Origin of the sequence: Corynebacterium sp. MSK074 (genome assembly GCF_030229735.1) — a bacterium.
In the GTDB taxonomy this organism is placed as follows: Bacteria; Actinomycetota; Actinomycetes; order Mycobacteriales; family Mycobacteriaceae; genus Corynebacterium.
Genome location: NZ_JASPIX010000007.1, coordinates 79,628 through 96,741, shown reverse-complemented (window position 1 = coordinate 96,741; position 17,114 = coordinate 79,628). Strand labels below are relative to the sequence as shown.

Annotated in this window: 17 protein-coding genes; 12 read left to right on the top strand and 5 right to left on the bottom strand. The window is 62.0% G+C overall.

Annotated features, from left to right (window positions below; all coding sequences use genetic code 11):
* Positions 1 to 118: 118 nt before the first annotated feature.
* Complete coding sequence (locus QP965_RS07905; RefSeq protein ID WP_238801184.1) at positions 119 to 2,332, bottom strand: NADP-dependent isocitrate dehydrogenase; 2,214 nt, start codon at positions 2,330 to 2,332, stop codon at positions 119 to 121.
* Positions 2,333 to 2,548: 216 nt separating this feature from the next.
* On the opposite strand from QP965_RS07905, the gene QP965_RS07900 reads away from it, so the two are divergent.
* From QP965_RS07900 to QP965_RS07870, 7 genes are all read left to right on the top strand, one after another.
* Positions 2,549 to 3,802, top strand: coding sequence for an MFS transporter (locus tag QP965_RS07900; protein ID WP_284844595.1), 1,254 nt, complete (start codon positions 2,549 to 2,551; stop codon positions 3,800 to 3,802).
* A 21-nt stretch (positions 3,803 to 3,823) separates the two neighbouring features.
* On the top strand, positions 3,824 to 4,741 hold the full coding sequence (locus QP965_RS07895; RefSeq protein WP_239235050.1) for an exodeoxyribonuclease III: 918 nt from the start codon (positions 3,824 to 3,826) through the stop codon (positions 4,739 to 4,741).
* The gene (locus QP965_RS07890) at positions 4,741 to 5,724 is read left to right on the top strand and encodes a trimeric intracellular cation channel family protein (protein WP_284844594.1); all 984 of its coding nucleotides are present in this window, start codon (positions 4,741 to 4,743) and stop codon (positions 5,722 to 5,724) included. The genes QP965_RS07895 and QP965_RS07890 overlap by 1 nt, the downstream gene beginning before the upstream one ends.
* A 51-nt stretch (positions 5,725 to 5,775) precedes the next feature.
* Positions 5,776 to 5,967: a hypothetical protein gene (locus QP965_RS07885; protein ID WP_049378073.1), complete on the top strand. Its 192-nt coding sequence runs from the start codon at positions 5,776 to 5,778 to the stop codon at positions 5,965 to 5,967.
* Between the two features lie 115 nt (positions 5,968 to 6,082).
* Positions 6,083 to 7,108: a tryptophan--tRNA ligase gene (gene trpS / locus QP965_RS07880; protein ID WP_005322617.1), complete on the top strand. Its 1,026-nt coding sequence runs from the start codon at positions 6,083 to 6,085 to the stop codon at positions 7,106 to 7,108.
* 102 nt (positions 7,109 to 7,210) lie between these two features.
* Positions 7,211 to 8,290, top strand: coding sequence for a YhjD/YihY/BrkB family envelope integrity protein (locus QP965_RS07875; protein WP_284844593.1), 1,080 nt, complete (start codon positions 7,211 to 7,213; stop codon positions 8,288 to 8,290).
* A 56-nt stretch (positions 8,291 to 8,346) separates the two neighbouring features.
* On the top strand, positions 8,347 to 9,279 hold the full coding sequence (locus tag QP965_RS07870) for an RDD family protein (protein ID WP_225745909.1): 933 nt from the start codon (positions 8,347 to 8,349) through the stop codon (positions 9,277 to 9,279).
* Here the strand turns inward: QP965_RS07870 and QP965_RS07865 are convergent.
* Positions 9,242 to 10,447 carry a D-alanyl-D-alanine carboxypeptidase family protein gene (locus tag QP965_RS07865; RefSeq protein WP_225745908.1) on the bottom strand — a complete coding sequence of 402 codons (1,206 nt, stop codon included), beginning with the start codon at positions 10,445 to 10,447 and terminating at the stop codon, positions 9,242 to 9,244. The two genes, QP965_RS07870 and QP965_RS07865, sit on opposite strands and share 38 nt — an antisense overlap.
* A 39-nt stretch (positions 10,448 to 10,486) precedes the next feature.
* Here QP965_RS07865 and QP965_RS07860 point away from each other — a divergent pair, with 39 nt between their 5' ends.
* The 3 genes from QP965_RS07860 to QP965_RS07850 are packed head-to-tail and all read left to right on the top strand — an operon-like array spanning position 10,487 to position 13,108.
* Positions 10,487 to 11,377 (top strand): adenosine deaminase, encoded by an 891-nt coding sequence (locus tag QP965_RS07860; RefSeq protein ID WP_284844592.1) that lies wholly within the window; start codon positions 10,487 to 10,489, stop codon positions 11,375 to 11,377.
* Positions 11,378 to 11,398: 21 nt separating this feature from the next.
* On the top strand, positions 11,399 to 12,076 hold the full coding sequence (locus QP965_RS07855) for a type 1 glutamine amidotransferase domain-containing protein (protein WP_284815279.1): 678 nt from the start codon (positions 11,399 to 11,401) through the stop codon (positions 12,074 to 12,076).
* A complete protein-coding gene (locus tag QP965_RS07850; RefSeq protein WP_284844591.1) occupies positions 12,077 to 13,108 on the top strand; it encodes an alpha/beta hydrolase in 1,032 nt (343 codons plus the stop codon).
* Positions 13,109 to 13,436: 328 nt separating this feature from the next.
* Here QP965_RS07850 and QP965_RS07845 read toward each other — a convergent pair whose 3' ends face one another.
* The 3 genes from QP965_RS07845 to QP965_RS07835 are packed head-to-tail and all read right to left on the bottom strand — an operon-like array spanning position 13,437 to position 15,950.
* Positions 13,437 to 14,675, bottom strand: a complete 1,239-nt coding sequence (locus QP965_RS07845) for a SatS C-terminal domain-containing protein (protein WP_284844590.1) — start codon at positions 14,673 to 14,675, stop codon at positions 13,437 to 13,439.
* Positions 14,676 to 14,726: 51 nt separating this feature from the next.
* Entirely contained in the window at positions 14,727 to 15,671 is a 945-nt protein-coding gene (locus tag QP965_RS07840; RefSeq protein ID WP_284844589.1) for a C40 family peptidase, read from the bottom strand.
* Positions 15,672 to 15,950, bottom strand: a complete 279-nt coding sequence (locus QP965_RS07835) for a chemotaxis protein (RefSeq protein WP_284765941.1) — start codon at positions 15,948 to 15,950, stop codon at positions 15,672 to 15,674.
* A 57-nt stretch (positions 15,951 to 16,007) separates the two neighbouring features.
* Between QP965_RS07835 and upp the strand changes: the two genes are divergently transcribed.
* On the top strand, positions 16,008 to 16,643 hold the full coding sequence (gene upp / locus QP965_RS07830) for a uracil phosphoribosyltransferase (protein ID WP_284844588.1): 636 nt from the start codon (positions 16,008 to 16,010) through the stop codon (positions 16,641 to 16,643).
* 47 nt (positions 16,644 to 16,690) lie between these two features.
* Positions 16,691 to 17,065, top strand: a complete 375-nt coding sequence (locus tag QP965_RS07825) for a helix-turn-helix domain-containing protein (RefSeq protein ID WP_250412699.1) — start codon at positions 16,691 to 16,693, stop codon at positions 17,063 to 17,065.
* Positions 17,066 to 17,114: the final 49 nt, after the last annotated feature.

Sequence of the window (17,114 nt, the reverse complement as noted above, 5' to 3'; positions counted from 1 at the left end):
ATGCAATATCGAAATCAGACCCTTGAAGCCCTAACCGCCTAGAATTAAACCAGTCCAACTTTCGGGGGGCAGTTCACGATTCGACGAACGCTGCGGGGCGGCTTTTGCCTGGGAAGAATTACTTCTTCAGGCCGTCGATGATCTCGTTGAACTGAGCAACTGGGCGCATGACGGCAGAGGTCTTCTCGTCATTTGGCCAGTAGTAGCCGCCGAGGTCGGCGGGGTTGCCCTGGGCGTCGACAAGCGCCTGGGCAATCTCGTCTGCCTGGGAGGACAGCTGGGAAGCCACGTCCTTGAACGCAGCGGCAAGATCGGCATCATCGGTCTGGTTAGCCAGCTCCTCGGCCCAGAAGGTGGCCAGGAAGAAGTGGGAACCGCGGTTGTCGATTTCGCCAGCCTTGCGGGACGGGGACTTGCCCTCATTGAGCAGGCGCTCAGTGGCCTTGTCCAGGGTGGCGGCCAGGACGCCGGCCTTCTCGTTGCCGTTGGTCTGCTTCTCGTGGCGGAAGGACTCAGCCAGGGCCAGGAACTCGCCGAGGGAATCCCAGCGCAGGTGGTTTTCTTCCTCGACCTGCTGGACGTGCTTCGGGGCGGAGCCGCCGGCACCGGTCTCGAAGAGGCCGCCGCCTGCCATGAGTGGAACCACAGACAGCATCTTGGCGGAGGTACCCAGCTCGAGGATGGGGAAGAGGTCCGTGTTGTAGTCACGCAGCACGTTGCCGGTCACGGAGATGGTGTCCTCGCCGCGGCGGATGCGCTCGATGGAGGTCTTGGTAGCGGTGACCGGATCCTCGATGGAGATATCCAGGCCCTCGGTGTCGTGGTCCTTAAGGTACTTCTCCACCAAGGACTTGATGTTGCGGTCGTGGCCGCGCTCTGGGTCGAGCCAGAAGATGGTCTTCATGCCGGACAGGCGAGCGCGGTTGACGGCGAGCTTGACCCAGTCCTGGATCGGGGCGTCCTTGGTCTGGCAGGCGCGCCAGATATCGCCTTCCTCCACGTCGTGGGAGATGAGAACCTCGCCCTGGGAGTTGCGAACCTCAACGGTGCCCGCAGCCGGGATCTTGAAGGTCTTGTTGTGGGAGCCGTACTCCTCGGCCTTCTGCGCCATGAGGCCAACGTTCGGCACGGTACCCATGGTGGTCGGGTCGAAGGCGCCGTTTTCCTTGCAATCCTCGATAACGGCCTGGTAAACGCCGGCGTAGGAGGAATCCGGGATAACGGCGAGGGTGTCCTGCTCCTCGTCGTTCTTATTCCACATGTGGCCAGAGGTGCGGATCATGGCAGGCATGGAGGCGTCAATAATGACGTCAGAAGGCACGTGCAGGTTGGTGATGCCCTTGTGGGAGTTGACCATGGCGAGGTCGGGGCCGTCGGAAAGCGCGGCGTCGAAAGCAGCCTTGATTTCTTCGCCCTTGTCCAGGTTCTTCAAGCCCTCGTAGATAGCACCCAGGCCGTTCTCGCCGTTGAGGCCGGCAGCCAGCAGCTCCTCGCCGTACTTGTCATAAACATCGGCGAAGAAGGCGCGGACGACGTGGCCGAAGAGGATGGGGTCAGAGACCTTCATCATGGTGGCCTTCAGGTGGGTGGAGAAGAGCACGCCCTCTTCCTTGGCGCGCTTGACCTGTGCGAGGAGGAACTCATCCAGGGCCTTGGCGGACATGAAGGTGCCGTCGATGACCTCACCCTTGAGAACCGGAAGCTCCGGCAGCAGGGTCTGCTCGCCATCGGCGGTCTTGAGGACGATGGACAGGGTGTCCTCGTTTTCCAGAATGACGGACTTCTCATTGTGGCGGAAGTCGTTGTCCGCCATGGTGGCAACGTTGGTCTTGGAGTCCTTGGACCACTCGCCCATGCGGTGCGGGTGCTTCTTCACAAAGTTCTTCACGGCCTCCGGTGCGCGGCGGTCGGAATTGCCCTCGCGCAGCACCGGGTTAACAGCGGAGCCCTTGACGGAGTCGTAGCGGGCGGCGATGTCCTTTTCTTCCTCGGTGGAAGGGTTATCCGGGTAATCAGGCAGATCGTAGCCCGCCGCCTGCAGCTCGGCGATGGCCTTCTTCAGCTGCACCAGGGAAGCGGAAATATTCGGCAGCTTGATGATATTTGCTTCCGGGGTCTTAGCCATCTTGCCCAGCTCCGCCAAGGCGTCCTCGACCTTCTGCTCCTCGGTGAGGCGCTCCGGGAACTGCGCGGCGATGCGGGCGGCTAGCGAGATATCGCGGGTTTCCACGTCGATGCCAGCGGTGGAAGCGAAGGCCTCCACGATGGGCTTGAGGGAGTAGGTCGCCAGCAGCGGCGCCTCATCGGTACGGGTCCACGTAATCTTTGCCATGATTCTCCTATATAACGTTGGAAAATTGTTCAAGTGCCCAGATTACCGATTTTGTGGGCGGCATGTGGGCCAGTTTGCTGAAAGTGATCCCCCATGTGCCGCCCCTTGAAAAGGGTTGCGTGGCCGCTGTCACCCATGCGCGGGAGGGGTGGAGATATTCACGAGCCCCCGCTGCGGGCATGCCACCGGCGCAGACGGGGTGTACCCTCACTCTCCATGAAAATCATCGATGAGCTAAGCCCGCCCAGCGCACACGAACACCGCGTTCGCCGCCGTCCGCTGCCGTTGCAAACGGAGATTACCGCCCGCCGCCGCGCCATCGTCATGGTGGCCATGGCCCTGGGCGCGTTTGCCATCGGCACCACGGAGTTTGTGTCTATGGGGCTGCTGCCGCTCATTGCAGATGATTTTGGCGTTTCGGAAGAAAACGCCTCCACGCTCATCACCATTTATGCGATGGGCGTGGTGGTCGGTGCCCCGCTGATTGCGGCTTTTACCGGCAAGCTGCCGCGCCGCCGCCTGATCTTGCTGCTCATCGGCTTCCTCGTGGTGGGTAACCTCCTCTCGGTCTTGGCACCGAATTACGCCATCCTCATGATTGCGCGCTTCATCGCGGGCATGCCGCACGGTGCTTATTTCTCCGTGGCTAACCTTTCTGCCGCATCCATGGCGCCCCCAGGCGGCCGCGGCAAGGCCATGGCTTATGTGGGCATGGGCCTGGCCATCGCCACGGTGATTGGTGTCCCGGCCGCCCAAGCCCTCGGTTCCGCGCTGGGTTGGCAGGCGGCCTACCTAGTGGTCGTGGCTTTGGGTATTGTCACCGCCGTTGCGTTGTTCTTCCTGATGCCGCACATGACGGAGATGAAGCAGACCGATATTCGCACCGAATTCGGTGCGTTCAAAAACAGCCAGGTGTGGTTCACCGTCATCATGGGCGTGGTCGGCTTTGGCGGCATGTTCTCCGTCTATACCTATATTTCGTGGACCATGACCGAGGTCGCCGGCATGGACCAGAGCCTCATCTGGGTGGTGCTCATGGCCTATGGCATCGGCATGACCATCGGCAATGCCTTTGGCGGCTGGCTGGCTGATCGCAACCTGGAGTTTGGCATTATCTTTGCCTTGGCCTGCCTCATCGTTATCTTGACGGCCTTCTACTTCCTCTCCGGCCATGCCATCCCCGCTACCTTGTGCTTTGGCTGCGTGGCGTTTATGGGCTCTACCCTGGTGCCTTCGCTGCAGCTGCGCTTGGTGCATGTGGCCGGCGACGCCCAGACTTTGGCCGCAGCCCTTAACCAGTCCGCGTTGAACATCGCAAACGCGGCCGGTGCGACCATTGGCGGCGCCGTGGTGGGTGCCGGCTTGGGCTACTCCGCTCCGGCGCTGGCGGGTGCCGGCCTGGCGGCGGCGGGGTGCCTGGTATGGGCTGCGACGATGTGGGATAAAAAGCGCCTTGCTCGCCGCGCCTAGGCATACCGATATGCTGTTGGCATGACCCTTACCATCGCGAGCGTAAACGTCAATGGAATCCGTGCTGCGTGCAAGCAGCGCAATGAAAATAACCCCGGTATGAACGCCTGGCTAGAGGAGACTCCGGCCGATATCGTGCTCATGCAAGAAGTGCGCGCAACCCCGGAGCAAGCCGAAAAGGCCCTGGCCCCAGCCCTCGAGGCGGGCTGGCACTTAGCTCTTGCCGACGCCGCCGCAAAGGGCCGCGCCGGCGTCGGCATCTTGTCCCGCACCCCGCTTGCCGACGTCGAAGTGGGCTTCGGCTCCTTTACCGACGCCGGCCGATGGATCGCCGCTACCACCCGCGATATTCGCGTCGCCTCCCTGTACCTGCCTTCCGGCGATACCGGTTCGCCGAAGTTGGATGAAAAGTACCGCTTCTTGGACGAGTTCCAAGAGGTGCTGGCGGAGAATGCGGCGCACACGAATTCTGATGGCAGCCCGGCCGACATGGTCATCGGCGGCGACTGGAATATCTGCCACCGCGCCCAGGACCTGAAGAATAATAAGGCCAACGAAAAGAAGGCCGGCCACCTGCCGGAGGAGCGCGCCTTCATGGACCATGTCTTTGGCGCCTTCCCGGATGACAAGCCGCAGGAGAAGAAGAACCTCGGGCAGTGGCAGGGTGTGGTCGAATACGCCGGCGGCGAGCCGTGGGCCCCAGCGGCAGAACCGCAGTGGTTCGACGTCGCCCGCCGCCTGCACCCGGAAGAAGATGGTCCTTATACCTGGTGGACCTACCGCGGCCAGGCGTTTAATAACAATGCCGGGTGGCGCATCGATTACCAGGCGGCCACCCGCCCGATGCTGGAGCGCGCGCAGCGCACCTGGGTGGATAAGGCTCCTACCGTGGAGCAGCGCTGGTCCGACCATTCCCCACTGCTGGTGGAGTACCGCTGATGACGCCGCTATTTAGCGTCCTGTATGTAGTTGGTATTACGGCTGAGTCCATGACCGCCGCATTGTCCGCCGGCCGCCAAAAGCTCGACCTTTTTGGCGTCACCATGATTGCCTCCATGACGGCGCTGGGCGGCGGCACGGTGCGCGATATGATCCTCGATGATCCTCCCTTTACCTGGGTTGAGCACCCCATCTATTTGGTGATCGTCATCGTGGCGGCCGTGGTGACGGTGGGCATGTCCTTCCTCATGCACTACTTCCGCCACCTCTTCCTCATCTTGGATGCCTTGGGGCTTGCGGTCTTTTCGGTGCTCGGCACCCAAATCGCGGTCCACTTGGGGCACGGGTTCATCATTGCCTCGGTCTCCGCGGTGATTTCCGGCGTCTTTGGCGGCGTGCTGCGTGACCTGCTTTCAGACCGCATCCCGTTGGTCTTTTCCGGCGAGTTTTACGCCGCTATCTCGGTGCTCGCCGCGGCGCTATTTATGGCGCTGTACCACAGTGGCCTGGCCGAGGAACCGACCGCGATTATCACCGCCTCCGTGTGCTTTTTTGCCCGCTTGGCCGCGATCTACTTCAAGAAAGGCCTGCCCGTCTTTGAATATCGCGATGCCGAGCAGCAGATGGACCCGCGCCTGCGTTTGTCCGCGCGCATTGTGCGCGATGGCGCCCGCAAGGCCAAGCGCAAGGCGGGCGCGGCCACACGCTATGCCAGCCCGATCACGCGCCCGCTGACTCGGCCGCTAAGCCGCCCCTTGAGCCGGACGTTTAGGAAAAAGTCTCGAGCGTTTTCTACGGCGGCTGAAGGAACGGACTACAGCGATATGTCGAGCAACCGCATCGCGCGCCGGCCGAAGCAGCAGTCGATTACGCGGCCGAGCGGCCGGCACTCGCCAGGGGCACGGGGAGTAAACGTGGAGCAGCAGTGGAGCTTTAATAAGGGGGACGTCGGCAAGCGCAAGGCACCCAAACACAAGCAGTAGTGCTAGTATAGGTAAGTCAAAAAATTCAGTAATCTGCAACGGAGAAAGTTCATGGCTCGCGCAATTATTTCTTTCGTCCTCGGCGCTGTAATCCTCGGCCTGAGCATCTGGTGGTGGACCGTTGTTGGTCCGTCCTTCGCTTTCCTCGGCCCCATCGTGCTGATGGGCGTGGGCGGCGCGCTGATGGTTGCGGGCTTTGCCATCTTTATGGATGTTGTTAGCCCCACCTCCCGCAAGATTTAAGTTCTTGCGCCGCTTCCCCTGCCCTACGGGTAGGGGATTTTTCGATCCCTCGCTCAGGCGGCGCCGGGGAAGGATGTGAACCGCGCGGCGAGGCTAGGGGGTAGGATAAGGCACCATGACTGCAGACAATTCCACCGTTTCCCGCGTCCTGTCCGGTATCCAACCCACCGCTGATTCCTATCACCTGGGTAATTACCTAGGAGCGCTCAAGCAGTGGATTGACCTGCAGGACGGCTATGACGCCTTCTACTTCATCCCGGACCTGCACGCGATTACCGTGGAGCAAAATCCGGAGGAGCTGCGCAACCGCACCATTGCGGGTGCCGCTCAGCTCATTGCCTTGGGCATTGATCCGGAAAAGTCCACGCTCTTCGTGCAGTCGCACGTGCCCGCCCACGCGGAGCTGACCTGGGTACTGCAGTGCCTCACCGGTTTTGGCGAGGCCTCCCGCATGACCCAGTTCAAGGATAAGTCCGCCAAGCAGGGCTCGGATCGCACCTCGGTGGGTCTATTTACCTACCCCATCCTCATGGCCTCCGATATCTTGCTCTACTCGCCGGATTATGTGCCGGTGGGCGAGGACCAGCGCCAGCACCTGGAGCTGACCCGTAATCTGGCCGAGCGCTTCAACAATAAGTACGGCGAGACCTTCAAGGTACCGGAGCCGTTCATCCCGGAAGGTGCGGCAAAGATTTATGACCTGCAGGAGCCGACCTCCAAGATGTCTAAGTCCGGCGCCAACCCGAAGGGCCTGGTCAACCTGCTTGATGCACCGAAGACCTCGGCTAAGCGCATCAAGTCCGCCGTGACGGATGATTTGGGCTCGGTGGCCTTCGACCGCGATAACCAGCCGGGTGTGTCCAACCTGCTGGTCATCCAGTCTGCGCTCACCGGTGAATCCATCGATTCCTTGGTGGAAAAGTACGCCGGCCAGGGCTACGGCCACCTCAAAGTCGATACCGCCGACGCGCTGCAGGAATTTACCACTCCGCTCAAGGCGCGCTATGACGAGTTGATGGCGGACCGCGGCGAGCTCGAGCGCATCCTGGCGCAGGGCGCGGAGACGGCACAAGAGATTGCCCAGCCGCTTGTCGACGCCGTCTATGAAAAGGTCGGCTTCCTTCCCCGCCTGCGCAAGTAGCAAGCAGCCGCTTCCCCCGCACCCCACCCCACAAAGGGACAAGTGGGCATCTGCCAGTTACTCTAGGTGAGATAAAAACTGTGCGAGCAAGAAGGGAAGCACGTGCCTACCACCACGCAATCCTCCTCGAAGAAGACGGACCACTACGGCATCGAACGCGCCAATGCCGACGATCCCGGTGCGGTAGATAAGATTCGCTCCAAGTCCGGATTCGTTGACCACCTCATGCGCATGAACGAGCGCTACGGTGCCGAAGGCGGCAACCAGTTTGCCGCCGGCATCACCTATTATTCGGTGCTCTCCATCTTCCCGCTTGCCATGCTGATCGTGGCCACCGTCGCCGCCGTCTTGGCTAACCGCGAGGACCTGCTCAATGATCTGCAATCCCATATCACCAGTTCTATCGATGGCGATATGGGCGATACGGTTAACAAAATCCTCGATACCGCCATTGACCAACGCGGCGCCATGTTCGGTATCGGTGGTTTGACCACCCTGTGGTCCGGCCTGGGATGGATGAATAACCTGCGCATCGGTATCTCGGCGATGTGGGGTATCGATGCCAACGAGGGCGGTTCCTTCTTGAAGAAGAAGTTGTCTGACCTGGTGGGCCTCATTGGCCTTATCGTGGCGTTCCTCATCGCCTTTGGCGTGACCGCTGCCGGGTCCTCCGGCCTTACCCAGAAGATCTTTGAGCGCGTAGGAATCGAGTCCTTCTCGGGCATGGACTTGGTGATTTTCTTTGTCGGCTTGGCTGTGGGCCTCGTGGCGAACTTCATCGTTATGTGGTGGCTGATTATGATCCTGCCGCGCACCAAGGTGCCGAAGAAGTCCGGCCTTATCGGCGCAGCCATCGGTGCCGTCGCTTTCGAGCTGCTTAAGCAGCTGTCTACGGTCATCATGTCCTCTGCTACCGGCAGCCCGGCTGGCGCGGTCTTCGGCCCGGTCATCGTGCTCATGGTGGTCATGTATCTGATTTGGCGCGTGGTGCTGTATATCTCCGCGTGGACCGCCACCACCGCCGAGTCCCTGAAGTACGCTCAACCGCCGGTCCCAGAGCCGGCCGTTATTCGCGTCCGCAACGAGGTCAAGGAAGGCGCGCCTGCAGGTGCGACCTTCGGCGTTGGCGCCGCTGTAGGCGCCGCGGCCGTGGGCGCATGGAGCCTGTTGCGCCGTAAGTAAAATCTCCTCCTTAGGGGTGAGGTCGCCGCTGCCGGTGAGCTTTAAGATAGAGCATTATGAATGCCAATGACATCGCACCGAATCTTTATGAGGAATGGGGACTAGATCGCCGCGATGGCGAGCACGAGCTTTTAGTCTTGTTGGAGTCCAAGGATGTGCTGCTGCAGCAGCAAGGCCAAGACATTGAAGATCCGCGGCGCGCGCAGCTGCGCATCGCTGCCAGCGTCTTAGGCTCTGCTGCAAAGCGGTCCGAATACGATAAGGCGTGCGCGGCGGGAGTGCGCCCCACCTGGGGAGACCTAGGACAGCTGGGTGCGGTAGGGCAGTGGAACCCGCGGCCACAGCAAGCCCAGCAGCAAGCTCAGTCATTCCAGCCCGGTCAGGCGGCCGGGCCGGGGCGTCACGCTCAGCAGGAACCGCGATTTGCGCAGACCGCGAGCCCCTATGGGTCGCCATATTCGCGCAATCCCTTTGCCCCGCAGCACAATCCATTCCCGCCGGCAACGGCGAACGCTGCCGTCCCCGCACCGCTGGTACAGCACCCAGCGCCTGAAATTAGCCAGCGTGCCGGTCAAGATGCGCGCATCGGCATGGCCATTTTGGACCTCATCTTCTTTTCGCTCATTAGCGGCAGCTTCGGCGGCGCGCTGCTGTCCGGCGGCGTGGATGAGCTTTCGACGTTCATTGGCGGCGCTATCATCTTGCTGCTCTACACCTTGGGCACTGAGTGTTGGCTCGGCGCCAGCCCGGCTAAGCTGCTGATGGGCTACACGGTGCGCGATGTCGACACCAAAGAGCGGCTCACCCTCACCCAGTCCGCTAAGCGTCAGTGGTGGCGCCTAGTCAATATCGTGCCGGGCCCCGGTACGTTCGCCAGCTGGGTGGGCGCCGGCGTGCATACCTTCACCATTTCGGAGAAGAATAACCGCCGCGGCACCCACGATGAGTGGGCTAACGCCGAAGTAGTGAAAAAGCACCCACGCACATAGCCAGCAACACTACGGCGCCGGCGATAACCCAGCCGAGCCAGCCCTGCACCCCGTCCAAGGAAGAGTTCGCGGATTGCGCCTGGGCATCGGGCGCCGGCGTTGCCGCAGGGGACGCAGGGGAGTTGGCGTCGGAATGGGCGTCGGCAAGCAAATGCCCTACACCATCCCCGGGATGCACCTTATAGGCCTCGTGCAGCAGTTTCTGAGCCTGCTCCCACGCGCGCGGGCCGTGCTCCACGGTGGTATCGAGCAGCACCGCCTGCAGCCGCCGGCCATGGCGGTCAAGCGCGCCGACGAAGGTATGGTGTGCATCATCGGTAAAGCCCGTCTTGCCACCAATACCATCCGGATCATTGAGGAAGAGCCCGTTATCGTTGCCTAATTGGTAACCATCAAGGTCGCCCCAGCCGGGGAACTCCACGGACTCTGTATCCACAATCCGCGCGAAGGTCGGGTTATGGAAGGCCGCGCGGTAAATGCGGGAAATGTCCTCTGCCGAGGTAGACATGCCCGGGGCATCGAGCCCGGAGTAGCTGGCCGCATAAGTGGAATTCGTGCCGATCTCGGCCGCCTTGTCATTGACCTTGCGCAGCGTGGCCTCGTCCCCGCCCAGTTCCTGGGCCAGGGCGTGCGCGGCATCGTTGCCAGAGGCCATGAGCAAGCCCTGCAAAAGCTGTTCCACCGTGTACGTGCCGCCCGGGCCGATGCCTACCGCTGAGCCATCAATCTGTGCCGATTCTTCGCCCACCTCGACCTTCTGGTGCAGATCCAGTTCGTCGATGACCACCAGCGCCAGCAGCGCCTTGATGATGGAGGCCGGCCGGTAGCGGCCGTTAGGGTCCTTCATCGCGATGATTTCGCCGGTATCGATATCGGAGACCATCCACGCCGCAGCCACCACATCCTTATCCACCTTGAACCCTTCGGGCAGGGTGGTGCCGCAGGCCTCATCGCTATCCACCGGCGGCAACGGGGTGGGGGAGGCCTGCCCAGGAGCGAGGCGCTCTGAGGTGGTGGTGGCCTTTTCCGGGCGCTCGGCGTGCGGGCACTTATCGGTATCCGGGGCGGCGGTACGCGTGGTGGTCGGAGTTTCCGGCTCTTCCGCCAGCGCGAGCGGTGCGCCGCTGAGCAGGACGGCAACGAGAGAACTAGCGATAATTCTTTTCATGACATGACACATCTTAGGCCCGTGCCTACGATGGGACGCATGCATGACGCGCCTTTGATTAGCCCTGAAAACAAGGACTCCGCCGCCGACGTGGTGGCCAAGCTTCCTAAGGTCTCCCTCTTTGAGACTATTTCCTCCACGGCCGCCACGCCGGAGGAACTTACCGCGACCATCCGCGAGCGCTACGAAGCCTTGGCCGCCGATGGTGTGGTCTATGCGGAACTGCACCTGGATCCAGCAGAGATCGGCCTAGACGCTGCCGCGGTTGTCGAAGCCGCTGGTGCAGCCCGCATTCCTTCCCTCGACTCCCGCCTCGTCCTCGCCGGCACGGCCCCTGAGGCAGTAGTGCCTGACGACGCCCCCGTGGTGGGCTACAACCTGCCTCAGGACCAAGCGGGCGCGGCCGCGGACTTCCGCGCCGCATACCTGCCCACCCAGATTCACGTGGGCGAGGACTTCGCAGAAGTAGAGCGTGCCGCCCAGGCCGGCGTGAACCGCCTTATCCACCCGGTGAATATGATCGATGACTTCACTGCGAATATTGAAGGCATCGTGCCGGGTAAGGCCTCTGGCTACATCCGCGACCGTCATATTCCCCTGGTCTTTACCCCACTAGAGGAGGCCGAGGAGCTGACCGACCACCCACTGCCACTGCTGCAACAGCTGGGTTTTACCTGCACCATTTCCTCGGGCGCGACTACCTTGACCAAGCAGTTCCTTGCGCTGAGTGAGACTTTTGGCTACGGGCTGGAGGAATTTTTCGATCTTACCGTCAAAGCGGTGGAGAATTCCTTCGCTGACCAGGAATTACGGCAGCATCTGCTAGAAACGGTTATCTTGCCAGCATACGAGGAACTATCTGATCCGGAGCTTGCTGGCCCGGACACGGAAGGGTCCCTCGCAGATGCTGCAGACGCCGCTGAAGAATAGAAACGATTAAAGGAGAATTACATGCCTTCCGTACTTTTTGTTGTTACCGCTGCTGAGGAATGGACACTGGCCGATGGCACCAAGCGCCCAACCGGCTATTGGGCCGAGGAGCTTATTGCCCCGCACCGCGTCTTCCAGGGCGCAGGCTGGGATATCCACTTCGCGACCCCAGGCGCGAAGGCTCCCGTCGTAGATGAGTACAGCCTAGAGGTACTGCCCGATAACGTGCGCATGGCGCAGGAGAATTACTTGGCGGAGTTGGGCGTGGCGCTAGAGAACCCGCTGAACCTGGCCGATGTCAATGAGGAAGACTATGACCTCATTTTCTACCCAGGCGGCCACGGGCCGATGGAGGATCTTGCCTACGATCAGGATTCTGCCAAGTTGATTCAGGCGCGTATGGATTCCGGCCGCGCGCTCGGCCTCGTTTGCCACGCCCCAGCCGCGCTATTGGCATTGGATAACGAAAATTGGCCGTTCAAAGGCTACAAGATGACCGCCTTTAGCAATGCCGAGGAAGGCGAGGAGATGGTCGCCGCCGCTAAGTGGGCATTGGAGACCCGCCTGCGCGAGCTCGGCGCGGATTACCAGGAGACCGATCCGATGTCCCCGAACGTCATCGTGGATCGCAACCTGTACACCGGCCAGAACCCGGCTTCCTCTGAGCCGCTGGCACAGCGCATTCTGCGCGATTTCTAAATGCGCATCCCGCGAATCCTCAAGGCCGGGACTGCCCTGACAGGAGTGGCCGGGGCCGCGGGCATGGCGGCGTATGCGCTCAGCCGCCGGCCGTACCTGCGTGAGGTGGCACCGGGCCTGCGCAGCCCGGTTCTGTACCTGCCGATGCATTTGCTTGCCGACGCCACCTTTGCCCGCGCCAGCCGCTTCTTTGCCAGCATCGATTTCTCCCGTCCGGTGCGGCACGCGGTGGATATTACGGAGTTCTCCGCTTCCTTCGATGGCCACGCCTTTAGCGCCCGCGTGCTTACCCCACGCGGCGATTCCCAGGGCACAGCCACCGCTGGGCCGCGCCCCGTGGTGGTGTGGACGCACGGCGGCGGCCATCTCATCGGCGGCCCGGCCATGTATGACCCGCAGAATGCCCGCATGGCGTCCGAGCTCGGTGCCATCGTGGTGGCCCCGCGCTACCACAAATCCACCCAGGAGCCGTTCCCCGCGGACCATGATGAGTGCTACGCCGCGCTGCGTTGGGTGCAAGAACACGGCGATAAGCTGGGCGGGGATACCTCGCGCATCGCGGTCGCTGGCGATAGCGCCGGCGGCGGCCTCGCCGCGGGTCTGGTGCAGCGTGCCTTTGATGAGGGCCATCCGGTCCGCGCGCTCGGCTTGGTCTATCCCATGCTGGATCACCGCACCACGGATAAGTCCGGTGCGGTGGGCCAATTCATCTGGACGGCGGGCCCGAACCGCGGCGCGTGGTCCATGTACCTGGGAGATGACCACTTGGATGTTGACCTGCCGCCTTATGCTTCGCCAGCCACGCGCAGTGATCTTTCCGGCTTGCCGCCGACGTGGATCGGGGTGGGTGGCATCGACCTCTTCTGCGATGAATCCGTGGCCTTTGCCCAAGCCCTCGATGCGGCCGGCGTGGATACGACCCTCGACGTGTGGGCCGGCGCCTACCACGGGTTTGACCAGATTAAACCCAAGGCTCCACAATCGCGTGAGCTTATCGGCGCCCTCATTGACCACCTCCGCCGTCACCTCTAAAGTCACGTACTGAGGGAGGACGAGCGATGAAATACAACACGCACGTGTCGTGGGTCGTATTTTTCACCAGCCTTATTGTTCTCGGTCTGATTCTGGGCGGAGTCTTTGGAATAGGGACTCTAGGCCGCTCCATTATTGGACTCAGTTTGGGGATAGCGTGGCTGATTTTCGATAAATACATGCGCGACCGGACCCGACGCCAAGAGCAAGAAGCACGCAGCGACTAGACACAAAAGCCGCCCCCTCACCGTCCAGCTGCTGTGCAGTGGGACAAAGGCGGGGCGGCTGATGTGCTACGCGCGGCCGGGGCCGTGCGAACCGTGTGGGTTTAGAACTTAGAGAAGCGCTTGATGAGCATATCCTCCAAGCCCTTCCAAGACTCAGCGTGCTCGTTATATGGCTTGGACGGTACGTAGCCGGCGTGCTCGGTGGAGCCGAGCATGTAGCCCAAGTAGTCCTGCAGGCGCGGGTGAGCCAGCATATAGGAGTTAATGGAATCGTCGCCGGCCCAGTCGGCGGCATCGGCGCATACCTCGTAGCAGCGCGCCATCTGATCGGAATCGACGGCCTCCGGGCCCTTTTCGATATCGCGCACGATGCCGTTGAAGGAATACTGGTTATCCGGGTGGACCTGAACTTCTAGCTCGCCGGCATTAGCAGCGGCGACAACCTCTTCCCAGGTGGATACGCGTGCCAGGTCGTGGTCATCGTTGTCCATGATCCAGCGCACCAGGGTCTTCGGGGAATCGAAGGTGAAGATCTCGCCCCACTTGCCCAAGAAGATGGGCTTGCCGTCCAGGTAGGTGCGCAGGGTGTAGACGGACTTGGACTGCGCGGTGATCTTGATGGGATCGATGCCGGCGGCGGCCCACGGGGAGTTATCGTACGGGTCAGCGGCCTCGGCGGCGGCCTTGCGCTTTTCTTCGGCTTCCTTGGCCGCTGCAGCGGAGGCGGCAGCAGCAGAAGAGATGCGCTCCTTGGCATCGGAAACCTTGGCCGCATCAAAGTCATCGCTGGAGACCACGCGGACGTGCTCATCCAGGTCTTCGATGACTTTCTTCCAGTTGCCGGCGATGACGTGGCCCACGCCGGACCACTCGCTCATGCCTTGTTCGCCGGAGTAGTGGTCGGCGCCGCGGGAGACATTGCGCAGGATGGAGTGGGAGGCGAAGAAGATGGTGGTGTGCTCTGCACCGGCGACGTCGGCAAGCGCGGAGGCTATCTCCAGGTTGCGGGCCACCGTGGATACGTTCTGGTGGCTCGGGCGACCAGCCAGCGCTTCCGGCATGCCGATGAGATCATATTCATTCCGCTCAGCCGGGGTAACGCGGTCTGCATCGCGGCCGGCAAACTGGTCCCACTGCGGGTGGTCCAGCAAATCGTGCTTGGTGCCAGACTCCACGAAGCACAGCAGCTCGGCGGGTGAGTTAAAGGCTAGGACGGCCTCGTCATCGCCCAAAAAGGCCTGCCACTCGGAGCCATGTTGGCGCCACTTGGGTGCCCAGAGGGTATAAAAATCGCCCTCGGTCAGCGAGAGCTTTACAGGTACAATTGCGCGGGTGCTCATGGCGTTTTAGTCTACCCAACGCCCTAAGCAGCGCGCGAGAGCGCACCGGCCTTAGGCCGTGGGGCGCCAAAATCCTTTGAATTGCATGCCCATATTTGTGGTGCGCAGCGGGTTGGTTTGCACCGGATCACCGGCCTCCACGATTTCGCCATTGCCGGAATACATTGCCACGTGCCCGTCCCATACCACCAGGTCACCGGGTTGCAATTGATCCGCACTGACCTGCTGACCAATGGTCTGTTGGTCTGCTGTGCGAGGCAAGTCCACCCCGGCCTGCGAATAAGCCCATTGGGTAAGGCCCGAGCAATCGAAGCCGCCGTTTCCGGTGCCACCCCACACGTAGGGCTGGCCCACTTGGCTCTTCGCTGCGGCGACCGCGGCCCGCCCGGCGGCCGAACCACCCTCGGCAGAGGGCTCAGGTGCGGGCGGGGAAGAAGCCGCGTCGTGTGGGGCAGCATCGGCGCCGGCCTCATCGCCCGCCGCAGATTGTGCTGGAAGAGCGGCGGAGTGCTGGGCACCGGTGGGGCTTAAGGGGGCGTCGGCAAGCGCGGAGTGCACCGGCCGCTGCGCTACCGGCTGCAGGGACTGAGCGGCCGCGCTGAGATCGCCCATCAGGCGCTGCACGCGGGCAGTGGCCATGCCCAGGTGCTGGGAGATAAGCGCGCGAAGCTGAGCCAGAGCGGCGGCACGCGCCGACGGATCCAGCGACAGGAAACCCAGCGCGGTGGGCAGGGCCTGGCGCACCAGCTGCGTGGCGATGCCCACTAGATCCCGGATGGTGCCTGCTACCAAGGTGCGGGCCTGGCTGAGCGCGGCAGAGATGGTTGCATTATCGAGATCGATATTTTTCGCCGATTCGAGTAGGGGAGCGGGATTGCCGTGGGCGATGGCGGCCAAAGGCTCGGCGGCGGAGAGATCCGGCACGCGAGGAAGCTCAACCTCCGGAAGTTGTGCCGGTTGCATGGTGGCAATCTGCTTGAGCGCGGTATCGAGCATCTACATCGCCGCCCCAAGGTGCTGGCCTAGCGAGGCATCGGTGTCTTCTGCCTCGCGCGACATCTGGAAACCGGAGTGGGCAACCTGCCCCATATCGTTGCGCAGCACGCTCATGCGCGCGCCCACATTATCGAGCGCGGCATGCACGGCCTCATTGAAAGCTGTGAATGCGGAATCTTCAGGCAAAATTGGATGGGGCGGATTCTCCCCTTGGGACTGGGCGTGCAGGTCGCGGGCGAGGTGGCGGGCATAGTCAGTATCGATCGTGAAAGGTCTCATGCCCTATTGGACTGCCCAATGGCCCATTTGGTTCCCAAAAAGTTTAAAGTGGTGGTCATGGACATCCACGTAGTAGATCACCCGCTTGCCGTCTCCCGCCTAACGCTAATGCGCGATGCGCGCAGCGATAACTCCGCGTTCCGCGCCGCCCTGAAAGACTTGGGCGCCATGCTTGTCTATGAAGCATCCCGCGACCTTGCCGTGGAAAACTTCGACTGCGCCACCCCGGTGTCTACCACCCAGGGCACCCGCCTGCAGGACCCGCCCATCATCGTGCCGATCATCCGCGCCGGGCTGGGCATGGTCGACCCGGCCCTGTCTATGATTCCGGATGCGCAGGTCGGCTTCATTGGCATGGCCCGCAACGAAGAGACGCACGAGCCGGTGCCGTACCTGGAGGCATTGCCGGAGGACCTGACCGGCCGCACGGTGTTCGTGGTGGATCCAATGCTGGCCACCGGTGGTTCCCTGCTGCACGCATTGCGGCTGCTCGCTGGCCGCGGCGCCACCGATATCACCGCCATCTGCATGGTCTCGGCGCAGCCGGGTGTGGATGCGCTGGCTGAATCCGGTCTGCCGGTGCGCCTAGTCACCGCCGCTATCGATCCTTCGCTCAACGAGGATGCTTATATCGTTCCGGGCTTGGGCGATGCCGGCGACCGCCTCTACGGTCCGCGCAATATCGACCTTTAAGGTAATCTTCTCCCTGGAAAGGCGACCGCACTTTCCAGGGGGAGAATATGAGTTTCATTCATCTAATGTGGTCGAGCTACGGCCACGGATTTTCGCAACAATTGCGGCGGGTGCGACAGCGTCGGGGGATTTCACAGCAGGCGCTGGCGGAGATTTCTGGGGTCTCTCGCAGCCAAATTTCTAATCTGGAGCGCAACGAAAATGGCGTGCACGCCATGGCCGATCCGCAGCTGTCTACGGTATATAAGCTGGCCTTGGCCCTAGAAATCCCGCCGGCGGTACTGCTGCCGGCCGGCGGGGACGTGGTGGAAGGGCATTTGACCGATTCCGCGGTGGCCGTTGCCGAGGACGTCGCGCCCTTCCCGCAAGGCTATGTGGACCGGCGTCGGTTTGCCGCCACGTGGAATGGCGCCCTGAGCTAGAGCACCCCGCATCACCACCTGAGTTACTGAACCGCATGGTCTAGTTGTA

Coding starts and splice junctions, on each gene's coding strand:
- QP965_RS07905 (WP_238801184.1), bottom strand. CDS start 2,332: ATGGCAAAGATTACGTGGACCCGTACCGATGAGGCGCCGCTGCTGGCG.
- QP965_RS07900 (WP_284844595.1), top strand. CDS start 2,549: ATGAAAATCATCGATGAGCTAAGCCCGCCCAGCGCACACGAACACCGC.
- QP965_RS07895 (WP_239235050.1), top strand. CDS start 3,824: ATGACCCTTACCATCGCGAGCGTAAACGTCAATGGAATCCGTGCTGCG.
- QP965_RS07890 (WP_284844594.1), top strand. CDS start 4,741: ATGACGCCGCTATTTAGCGTCCTGTATGTAGTTGGTATTACGGCTGAG.
- QP965_RS07885 (WP_049378073.1), top strand. CDS start 5,776: ATGGCTCGCGCAATTATTTCTTTCGTCCTCGGCGCTGTAATCCTCGGC.
- trpS (WP_005322617.1), top strand. CDS start 6,083: ATGACTGCAGACAATTCCACCGTTTCCCGCGTCCTGTCCGGTATCCAA.
- QP965_RS07870 (WP_225745909.1), top strand. CDS start 8,347: ATGAATGCCAATGACATCGCACCGAATCTTTATGAGGAATGGGGACTA.
- QP965_RS07865 (WP_225745908.1), bottom strand. CDS start 10,447: ATGAAAAGAATTATCGCTAGTTCTCTCGTTGCCGTCCTGCTCAGCGGC.
- QP965_RS07860 (WP_284844592.1), top strand. CDS start 10,487: ATGCATGACGCGCCTTTGATTAGCCCTGAAAACAAGGACTCCGCCGCC.
- QP965_RS07855 (WP_284815279.1), top strand. CDS start 11,399: ATGCCTTCCGTACTTTTTGTTGTTACCGCTGCTGAGGAATGGACACTG.
- QP965_RS07850 (WP_284844591.1), top strand. CDS start 12,077: ATGCGCATCCCGCGAATCCTCAAGGCCGGGACTGCCCTGACAGGAGTG.
- QP965_RS07845 (WP_284844590.1), bottom strand. CDS start 14,675: ATGAGCACCCGCGCAATTGTACCTGTAAAGCTCTCGCTGACCGAGGGC.
- QP965_RS07840 (WP_284844589.1), bottom strand. CDS start 15,671: ATGCTCGATACCGCGCTCAAGCAGATTGCCACCATGCAACCGGCACAA.
- QP965_RS07835 (WP_284765941.1), bottom strand. CDS start 15,950: ATGAGACCTTTCACGATCGATACTGACTATGCCCGCCACCTCGCCCGC.
- upp (WP_284844588.1), top strand. CDS start 16,008: ATGGACATCCACGTAGTAGATCACCCGCTTGCCGTCTCCCGCCTAACG.
- QP965_RS07825 (WP_250412699.1), top strand. CDS start 16,691: ATGAGTTTCATTCATCTAATGTGGTCGAGCTACGGCCACGGATTTTCG.